Annotated in this window: 3 protein-coding genes; 1 reads left to right on the forward strand and 2 read right to left on the reverse strand. The window is 68.7% G+C overall.

Annotated elements, in window-relative coordinates:
• A partial coding sequence (locus IE249_RS12685; RefSeq protein WP_229858264.1) for an Rv1733c family protein occupies nucleotides 1–413 on the reverse strand: 413 nt, incomplete at its 3' end.
• A gap of 168 nt (nucleotides 414–581) precedes the next feature.
• Entirely contained in the window at nucleotides 582–1,037 is a 456-nt protein-coding gene (locus tag IE249_RS12690) for a Crp/Fnr family transcriptional regulator (RefSeq protein ID WP_189704875.1), read from the reverse strand.
• A gap of 402 nt (nucleotides 1,038–1,439) precedes the next feature.
• On the opposite strand from IE249_RS12690, the gene IE249_RS12695 reads away from it, so the two are divergent.
• On the forward strand, nucleotides 1,440–1,991 hold the full coding sequence (locus IE249_RS12695; RefSeq protein WP_229858267.1) for a fasciclin domain-containing protein: 552 nt from the start codon (nucleotides 1,440–1,442) through the stop codon (nucleotides 1,989–1,991).
• Nucleotides 1,992–2,352: the final 361 nt, after the last annotated feature.

The raw sequence follows: 2,352 nt of genomic DNA on the forward strand, positions 1-2,352 counted from the left end.
AAGAGGAGGGCCTCAGCCCGCGCCTCGGCACCGCCGGTGGGTTCGGTGGTCAGATGACCGGTGCCGTCCTGCCATACGGTCACCGTCGCGCCCGGGGCGAGGCCCGCGGGCACCCCGGTGCGATCGGTGTGGATGGTGCCGTCAGCAGCAGTCCACCGAACCTTCGCCGGCGCACGGTTGGTCTCGAGGAGAGTGTCGGTGAGGAGCACGGCCGGCACGGCATGCCGGTCGGCACGCTCCCGGGCGAACTCCTCGTCCGCGGCTCGTGCCGTCACCGTCCAGACGATCGCGCCTCCCACCAGGATCACCAACCACATCACCAGGACGATCCACGCCTCGACGACGTCCTCGTGGCGACGCAGCGGGTTGCTGCGCCATCGCCACAGCCGCTGCCTGTGCGTCTTGCCGCTCATCGCCTCCACCTCCCTTCCCGTGCACGACGGTGCCAGGGGCCGGGGGAGAACCACATGGGCCGGACAGGTGACGACCGCGGGGTCGACCGGACTCGTCCGAAACGCAACTAGAGGGCCGATCAGCCCCTGCCGCAGGGGGAGACGCGACCCGCTGACGCTGCCTCCCCGTCAGCGGCCATGACTGCCGTACGGGGCGTACAGGTCGAGAAGGCGGACACGTGCCGAGTGCAGCCGATGAGCGACCACCTGACCGACCCAGCAGGCTACCGCCCGCCCGAATTCGGGATCCTGCGCACACAGCGTCCGTACGGTTTCCGCGTCGAACTCGTGGGCCCGCACCGGGCTCGCGGCTTCGGCGCCCAGGTTCCAGATGTGCGGCGGGTAGTACCAGGACCATCCGACCAGTTCGCCACGGCCCAGCGACTCGATGACGGCGGCGCGGCGGCCCGGGACGTGCAGGTCGAGGGCGACGGTTCCGGTCTTGATGATCCAGAACCGCCCGGCGCGCTGCCCCTCCTCGAACAGACGGGTGCCGACGTCGAAGGAGACCTCGTGGGCCAGGGACATCAGCCGTGCACGATGATCGGCCGACAGGGCCGCGGACAGTGTGGTGGTGGAGATCATCGCGGAGCTCCTTGCTCGTTGCTGCCATTGCCAGGAGGCCGGCACACCTCCAAGCCTGCGCCCGCTCGGACCGGGCCGCCACGAGCCGCCGGGTTCCCGTGCCCCTCAAGGAGCGCGAGGATCAGGTCGGTGACGTCACCTCTGTCCGGATCGCGCCATTGCTTCTCTTGCGACGATCGTCCCGCTGGGCGTTCACCTGTGCCGGACCTCGAGATGCGTTCACCGGCCCCGGCTGCATACGCTCATCGAGTGGCTGGGTTGACAGTGGCCCAGGGTCGGCCCGGCGCGGCAGATGCCCCGGCCCTGCCCAGCGGAAGTGGAGACGTTTGCAGTCCAGACCCCTGCAGAGTTCACACCTCCATGGGAAGGTTCGCGATGAGGTTCACCCGCACTCGCACAGCAATGGCCGCCGCGGCCTCCGTGATCGCCGTCCCGCTCGCGCTGGGCGGCCTGACCTCGCAGAGTTACGCGCAGGGGGCGTCTCCCAGCCCCTCGGGGACGTTCGGCCCCGGTTGTTCGTCCATCTCGCAGAAGGTCGACACGGTCAAGGACAAAGTCTCGCAGGCCGCGGCCGCCTATCCACAGCTGAGCCAGCTGGTCTCGGCCACGGTCAGGGCAGGGATGAACGGCACACTCGACGGGAAACCCCACATCACCGTCTTCGCCCCGAATGACCAGGCCTTCCAGAAGGTGACCGTGTCCCAGCTGTCGTCCCTGCTCGGCAATCAGGGGCAGTTGAAGAAGGTGCTGAACTACCACGTCGTCGACCAGCAGATCACCCCGGACGAACTGTCCAAGGGATCCTTCACGACGGTGGAGGGCAGCAAGCTGACCACCTCGGGCTCGGGCACCAGCTTCAAGGTCAACGGCAAGGCGAACATCGTCTGCGGCAACATCAAGGCCGCCAACGCCACCATCTACGTCATCGACCAAGTTCTGCAGCCCCCGTCCTGACTCAGCGCTCCCGTTCCCAACGCGGGGTGCCTCGTGTGACCCCGGGAGCGGGAGCACCCTCGCGCTGCTCGCGGTCCGTGCGGCGAGGGTCCTGGCGTACCAGCGGCCGAAGTGGTCGGCGAGCGTGACGGTCACCGGCAGCCGCACAGGCGGCCGTTGCTACGGCCGGTACGCGGAGTTGCGTGAGCTTCCCGACTCTGTGGCAGCCTCGTGCTGGTAGTTGTTCGCGTACTCACCGAAGACGATGTGCGCGTCGCCTAGGGCGCTTACCCGCGCGGCGTGGCCCGTTCATCCCACGGCGTCTTCGGGGAACTCCTCGGCCGGGGCGACCGGGACCAGGGCAGCCGAACTGCGCATCGGT

Source organism: Streptomyces anandii JCM 4720, assembly GCF_014650655.1.
GTDB classification, from domain to species: Bacteria; Actinomycetota; Actinomycetes; order Streptomycetales; family Streptomycetaceae; genus Streptomyces; species Streptomyces anandii.